This window comes from Martelella sp., from assembly GCF_984369615.1.
The window spans coordinates 1-6,719 of the sequence record NZ_CFHTCS010000244.1 but is presented as its reverse complement, the minus strand read 5'-3'; the positions used below and the strand labels follow the sequence as shown (position 1 = coordinate 6,719).

8 protein-coding genes are annotated in these 6,719 nt (G+C 61.9%); 4 read left to right on the top strand and 4 right to left on the bottom strand.

Translation table 11 applies throughout. From position 1 onward, the window contains the following. From AC5DC2_RS16955 to AC5DC2_RS16940, 4 genes are all read left to right on the top strand, one after another. A partial coding sequence (locus tag AC5DC2_RS16955; RefSeq protein WP_491699326.1) for an ABC transporter permease occupies positions 1-702 on the top strand: 702 nt, incomplete at its 5' end. Positions 703-712: 10 nt separating this feature from the next. Continuing rightward, complete coding sequence (locus AC5DC2_RS16950) at positions 713-1,567, top strand: ABC transporter permease (protein WP_491699325.1); 855 nt, start codon at positions 713-715, stop codon at positions 1,565-1,567. Between the two features lie 72 nt (positions 1,568-1,639). Next, positions 1,640-2,455 carry a DUF1295 domain-containing protein gene (locus tag AC5DC2_RS16945; RefSeq protein WP_491699324.1) on the top strand — a complete coding sequence of 272 codons (816 nt, stop codon included), beginning with the start codon at positions 1,640-1,642 and terminating at the stop codon, positions 2,453-2,455. A 9-nt stretch (positions 2,456-2,464) separates the two neighbouring features. Then, complete coding sequence (locus AC5DC2_RS16940; RefSeq protein ID WP_491699323.1) at positions 2,465-3,016, top strand: hypothetical protein; 552 nt, start codon at positions 2,465-2,467, stop codon at positions 3,014-3,016. 3 nt (positions 3,017-3,019) lie between these two features. Here AC5DC2_RS16940 and AC5DC2_RS16935 read toward each other — a convergent pair whose 3' ends face one another. The 4 genes from AC5DC2_RS16935 to AC5DC2_RS16920 all read right to left on the bottom strand — a co-directional run. Next, positions 3,020-4,237 (bottom strand): class I SAM-dependent methyltransferase, encoded by a 1,218-nt coding sequence (locus AC5DC2_RS16935; protein ID WP_491699322.1) that lies wholly within the window; start codon positions 4,235-4,237, stop codon positions 3,020-3,022. Then, positions 4,221-5,030 (bottom strand): DUF1365 domain-containing protein, encoded by an 810-nt coding sequence (locus AC5DC2_RS16930; RefSeq protein ID WP_491699321.1) that lies wholly within the window; start codon positions 5,028-5,030, stop codon positions 4,221-4,223. The genes AC5DC2_RS16935 and AC5DC2_RS16930 overlap by 17 nt, the downstream gene beginning before the upstream one ends. Continuing rightward, a complete protein-coding gene (locus AC5DC2_RS16925; protein WP_491699320.1) occupies positions 5,027-6,388 on the bottom strand; it encodes an NAD(P)/FAD-dependent oxidoreductase in 1,362 nt (453 codons plus the stop codon). The genes AC5DC2_RS16930 and AC5DC2_RS16925 overlap by 4 nt, the downstream gene beginning before the upstream one ends. Before the next feature lie 136 nt (positions 6,389-6,524). Then, the coding region (locus AC5DC2_RS16920; protein WP_491699319.1) for a hypothetical protein at positions 6,525-6,719 on the bottom strand (195 nt) is incomplete at its 5' end.

Sequence of the window (6,719 nt, the reverse complement as noted above, 5' to 3'; positions counted from 1 at the left end):
ATGGTGCCGGAAGACCAGCGCATCTATCTGCTCCTGTTCATGCGCACGCTGGTCCTGAGCGTGGTCATCACCTTTTCCTGCCTCATTCTCGGCTACCCGATCGCCTTCCTGCTCTCGCATCTGCCGCTCCGCTCCGCCAATCTCCTGATGATCCTGGTGCTTCTGCCGTTCTGGACATCGCTTCTGGTCAGAACCTCTGCGTGGAAGGTGCTGTTGCAGCAACAGGGCGTCATCAACGATATTCTGGTGTTCATCGGCCTTGTCTCCGATGACGGACGGCTCGCGCTGATCAACAATGCGACGGGCACCGTCATCGCCATGACCCATATCCTTCTGCCCTTCATGATCCTGCCGCTCTATTCGGTGATGAAGACGATATCGCCGACCTATGTGCGCGCGGCGAAAAGCCTGGGCGCGACAGACTGGACGGCCTTCTGGCGGATCTATTTCCCGCAGACCGTGCCCGGCATCGGCGCCGGCGCCGTTCTCGTCTTCATCCTGTCGATCGGCTATTACATCACGCCTGAACTGGTCGGCGGCACCTCCGGTATCTTCATCTCCAACCGGATCGCCTACCATATCTCGAGTTCGCTGAACTGGGGCCTGGCGGCCGCGCTCGGCACGCTGCTTCTGGTCGTGGTGCTGCTCTGCTTCGTCATCTACGACAAGCTCGTCGGCATCGACAATGTGAAGCTCGGATAGGAGAGGGACCATGGCCAAACTGCCCCCATACATGACCACCGGCCAGCGCGTCTGGCACTACGGCTTCCGGGTGATCTGCGGACTGATCTTCTTCTTCCTGATCTTTCCGATCCTGGTGATCATTCCGCTCAGCTTCAACGCGACGGACTTCTTCACCTTCACGCCGGAAATGCTGTCTTTCGATCCAGCCGGCTATTCGTTCAAGCATTACCATGACTTCTTCACCAATCCCGACTGGCAGCAGGCGCTCAGGAACTCGGTGATGATCGCGCCGGCCGCGACGCTTCTGGCGACCGGCTTCGGCACGCTGGCCGCCATCGGCCTGTCGCAGAGCCATGTGCCCTATCGCGGCGCCATCATGGCAATCCTGATCTCGCCGATGATCGTGCCGCTGATCATCTCGGCCGCCGGCATGTATTTCTTCTACTCCCGCCTCGGCATTCAGGGCACCTATTGGGGCGTCGTTCTGGCGCATGCCGTGCTCGGCACGCCCTTCGTCATCATCACCGTGACGGCGACGCTGGTCGGTTTCGACCGGTCGCTGGAACGGGCGGCGGCGAGCCTCGGCGCAAACCCGGTCACCACCTTCTTCAAGGTGCAGATGCCGCTGATCCTGCCGGGCGTGATTTCGGGCGCGCTGTTCGCCTTCATTACTTCCTTCGACGAGGTCGTCGTCGTGCTGTTCGTCGGCTCCGCCTCGCAGAAGACTCTGCCCTGGCAGATGTTCACAGGGCTGCGCGAGCAGATTTCGCCGACGATCCTGGCCGTCGCCTCCATCCTGGTGACGATTTCGATCATTTTGCTGACGGTGCTGGAGCTGCTGCGCCGCCGTTCGGAAAGACAGCGCGGCCTTTCGCCGGGCTGACGGGTCCGATTTCGATCCGCGCCGTCGCGCCCTCCGTAGAGATGTTTGAACCGCATTTTTCCGGAGGGCGACGTGTCTGTAACTCTGCTGATTTCCGTTTTCATCGGGCTTTGCCTTGGCATGGCCGGCGCCTGGGCCGTTCAGAGGCTCACCGGCAACAGCGGCTGGATCGATACGATCTGGGCCGCTCTCACAGGGCTTGGCGGGCTCTCCGTCATCGTCTTCTCGGAAGCCGGAAATCCGGCGCGCAAGTGGCTCGCCGGCATTCTCGTCGGGCTCTGGGCCCTGCGGCTTGCCGGCCATATCGCCACGCGCAGCGCCGGCAAGAAGGATGACCCGCGCTATGCCGCGCTGATTGACGAGTGGGGCGACAGCGCCGGGCCGCGACTGCTGTGGTTCCTGCAGATCCAGGCCTTTGCCGCCTTCATTCTCGCTCTGTCGATCTATGGCGCAATTCTCAATCCGGCGCCGTTTCCCGGCATTCTCGACGGACTGGCCCTCGTTGTCGCCCTGATCGCGATCGCGGGCGAGGGGACGGCCGACTGGCAACTTTCGCAGTTCAAGCGCAGAAGCCCGGAGGGCAAGACGGTCTGCGATATCGGTCTGTGGGGCTATTCGCGTCATCCGAACTATTTCTTCGAATGGACCTGGTGGTGCGCCTGGCCGCTGCTGGCGCTTGCCGGTTTCCAGTCGTTCCTTCCCTTCGTCCTGTCTCTCCTCGCGCCTCTGATGATGTATTGGCTGCTCAACCATGTGTCGGGCATCCCCTATCTGGAACAGCATATGGAGCGCTCGCGCGGGGAGGCGTTCAAGGCCTACCAGGAACGCGTCAACGCCTTTTTCCCGTGGTTTCCGGACAGGAAAAAGTCAACGTCTGCAGTGCATTGAGCCGGATAGATGATTTTTATTAGCAAACCCGGACAAGAGGGCGTTCGCCGCGACGACCCGCTTGGCGGCGCGGCCGGCGCCACGGCCCTGGTGCTGGCGCTCAACAAGCCGGTCTACCCGCTCTATGTCTGGTTCCTGGCCGAAAGCGCGTTTCATCTCTCCCTGCTGACCGCGCTGACCATGCCGCTCTATCTCGCGGTCTGGCATCTGTCGCGCATCGGCAAGGGGCGTGCGGCCCGTCTCGGCATGGTGATTGTCGGCGTGGTCGATACGTCGGCGATCGCCTTTGTTCTCGGCGGGGAGAGCGAGACGCTTGCCTTCCTGTTCGCCTGCCTGATGCTTGCCGGACTTTCGTTCTACCGTACGGAGGTCTGGCTCTCGCGCGGACTTGTCGCGGCGATCTTTGTCCTGTTTGTCGCGCTTGAGGGGCGCATCGGAGCGCCGTTGATGCCGGTTGCGGCAAACGACATGCGAAGCCTCGCCTTTCTCAACGTCACGGGAGCGGCTGCGCTTGCCGCCTTCATCATGCTGCGCTTCCCGAGGGCGGAGCGGCCTGAGTGAACTTCAGACCGCCGGCTTCATCAGGTGGAATTGCGCGACGTCGATCCGCCCGGCGCTGAAGCCGGAGGCGCAGTAGTTGAGATAATAGCGCCACATCCGGCGGAAGCGCTCGTCGAAGCCGAGCGGGTGGATTGCCTCCCATTCCGAAAGAAAGCGCTTTTCCCACTCCAGCAGCGTGCGCGCATAGTCATTGCCGAAAGAGAACAGGTCCTTTACCGCCAGTCCGGCGCTGGACGCGCCCTTGCGGAAGGTCTCGATGGAGGGAAGCATGCCCCCGGGAAAGATGAAGTGCTGGATGAAATCCGGATTGTTCCGGTAATCGTCGAGGCGGTGATGCTCGATCGCGATCGACTGGATCACCGCCGTGCCGCCGGGCGTCAGCCGCCGGTTGACCGTCTCGAAGAAGACTGGCCAGTTTTCCTCGCCCACGGCCTCGAACATCTCGATCGAGACGATCTTGTCAAACGTGCCCCGGCAATCCCTGTAGTCCTCGAGCCGGATGTCGGTTTGCGCGGCAAGGCCCTTTTCGGCAAGCCGTTCGCGGGCAAACTTCGCCTGTTCCGCAGACAGGGTGAGGCCTGTGACATGGCAACCGGTCGTTCTCGCCGCATGCTCGGCAAAACCGCCCCAGCCGCAGCCGATCTCCAGGATCCGGTCCTGCGGCCCCACCTGCAGGCAGGCGAGGATGCGGTCGTATTTGGCCGTCTGCGCCTCAGGCAGGGACCGCTCGCGGCCCTCGTAGAGCGCGCTCGAATAGGTCATCGTCTCGTCGAGCCACAGCTTGTAGAAGGCGTTGCCGAGGTCGTAGTGGAAGGCGATATTGCGCTTGCTGCCCGTTTTGGTGTTTGCGCGCAGGCGGTGGCGGAGGCGGCTCACCCGGGTGAACAGATAGGAAGAGGACAATGTCCGCGACAACTCCTCCTCATTGGCGATCGCCAGATCGATGACAGCGCCGAGGTCCGGCGTGTCCCAGTCGCCGTCGATATAGGAACGCGCAAAACCGAGGTCTCCCTCGCTGAGGAGGCGAAACAGCGGGCGCGGATTTTTGAGGCTGATTTCCGCCTCAGGCCCTTGCCTGCTTCCGCAAACCCGGGCGCTACGGCCATGGGGAAAACGCAGCGTCAGGGATCCGGTGTTGATGCGCCCGGCCATGCCGGCGATCGGCTTCTGCCACAGTTTCAGGCTTCTGTGCGGGGCTTGTCGGTCATGCATCTCGGTCATCGGCTCCGTCTTTTCGCAGCGGGCCGCCTGCGACAACGCTTTGAACGCGCAATGCGGACGGCCGGTGTTTGAATACCGGTATTCCCTTCATCAACAGTCGTAAAGCTTCGAGGTGGATCCCCGCAATGATTTTGACGGTCATCAGCGGATAGGTTGCAAAGGCGGAAAGAAGCGCACGGTCGGAGAGCGCCGCGCGCTTGCCGTTGAAGGCGGCGAACAGAAGCGGACCTTCGCCATCCTTCTCGTTGATCCGTACCGACACCGTTTCGCCGGGCGGCGCGATGGAAAAGTGATAGATGCACTCCATCGGGATGAAGGGGGAGACGTAAAGTTTCTTCTCCGCCGTCTGCCGCACCGGTCGGCTGTCATCGGCGACGGGGATCACATAGGTCATCCGTTCCTTGAACGTGTTGCAGACCTCGTAGAGGATCGCGACAAGACCGCCGTTTTCGCGGTAGCAGAAGTAAACCGTGAGCGGGTTGAAGACATAGCCGAGAATGCGCGGATAGCAGAGCATCTCCACGCGGGCGACCGGCGCGGAAATGCCGGCTCTCTCGACTTCGCCCAGTGCCCAGGATTTCAGCCCGCCGCCGTCAAGAGCGCCGTGATCGCGGTCATGGACGCTGAAGAGGGCGAACCGGTTGTGACCGAAAAGCCGCATTGCGCGATCAAGTGTCGGCAGCTCGTCAAGGTCGATCAGCAGCGAGAAGACGCGGTAGTGCAGCCGATGCGTCTTCGGCCGGTGTCGCCGGTGAATGACATCGCCTTTGAAGAGGGCGGAGTTCCAGCTCATTCGGCGGCGACCAGGTTCGGTGGAAGGTGGATGCGGCCGGACTCGTTTTCCACCGACCAGGGTCGCCTCATGCCGCCGAGCGCTTCCGCCGCAGCGAGGCCTGACTGCAACCCGTCCTCGTGAAAGCCGCTACCGAAATGCGCGCCGCAATACCAGACATTGCCGCGTCCCTGGATCCGCCAGAGGTCGCGCTGGGCCTCGATCGCGCCGCGGTCGAAGAGGGGATGGGTGTAGGTGTAGCGGGCGTGGATTGCATCCTCACGGATGGGCTCGGCCGGATTGAGTGTCACGAACAGCGGATAGTCCTCATCGATATTCTGCAGCCGGTTCATCCAGTAGGTCACGCACAGCGAGATGTCGTCGGCCCTCTTTCGCTCGAGATAGTTCCAGCTCGACCAGACCTTTCGGCGCCTTGGCATCTGCCTTGCGTCGCTGTGCAGATAAGCATCGTTGACGGTGTAGCGAAAGGCCGAGAGAAGCCTTTTCTCGGTTTCGCCGGCATCCGCCAGCATGGAAAGCGCCTGGTCGCCATGCGTTGCGACCACGACGGCGTCGAATTCCTGTTCCTCGCCGTGATCGAGCGTCAGGCGCACGCCAGTGTCGATACGATGGATCTGCCGGACCGGCGTCGAAAGGCGGATATCGCCGTTGATCAGCTCCAGCATGCGCGTGACGTAACTCCGGCTGCCGCCGGACACCGTGCGCCACTGGGGCCTGTCGACGAGCGTCAGAAGCCCGTGACTTTCAAAGAAACGGGTGAAGGCGGCCAGAGGGTAGGCGCGCATCTGATCGGCCGTGGTCGACCATATCGCCGCGCCCATCGGCAGGATGTGATCTTCGACAAAGCGTCTGGAATAGCCCTTGGCATCGAGATAGTCGCCAAGCGTCAGTTGAAGTCCGGAGGTTTCCTTCGCCGCTGCCGGCGCCTCCCGATAGAAGCGGAAGATATCATAGACCATCCGCCAGAAGCTGAAGCGCAGGATATTGGACTTCTGCGCCAGCATGGTGGCGATGTTGGTGCCGCCATATTCGAATGCGCCGTTGTTGAGCGAGGCCGAGAACGACATGTCCGAATCCTCCGTAGCCACGCCGAGATGGGAGAACAGGGCGGTGAGGTTCGGATAGTTGCGTTCGTTGTAGACGATGAAGCCTGTGTCGACGGGGATGTGCCGGCCGTCAATGACCGCATCGGCGGTGTTCGAATGGCCGCCGGGGCGGCTGTCGGCCTCGAACAGCGTGACATGGGCGGATTTGCTCAGGAGCCATGCCGCCGAGAGGCCGGAAATGCCCGAGCCGATGACGGCAATCTTCCTGTCGGCGCGGAACTTCCGGTGGGCCTTGTCCAGCGTGTGATGCATGCGCGGTTTTCCTCTGTTCTTTGCCCTGAATAACGTCTCCGACAGCCGGACGGATTGAAATCGGAAGAAATTTGTTGGAACCTTCGATCCGGTTGGAAAACCGCGCCGTTATAGCTGGCATGACAGACCTTGCTCATCATATGCCGGCCGCCGGCTCGGTTTCCAGCGCCGCCCGCTCCAGGGCGGCACCCATGATCGTGGGACTACGGATGCCAAAGTCGAAAGGCCCAGCCTTGCCGGAAATGACGGCCGAAGAAATGACGCTCTGTCTGGTGCGAACCGGACGGTCGCGCGATGTCGCCTCCTTCGAGCGCCTGTTCGTCCATTTCGG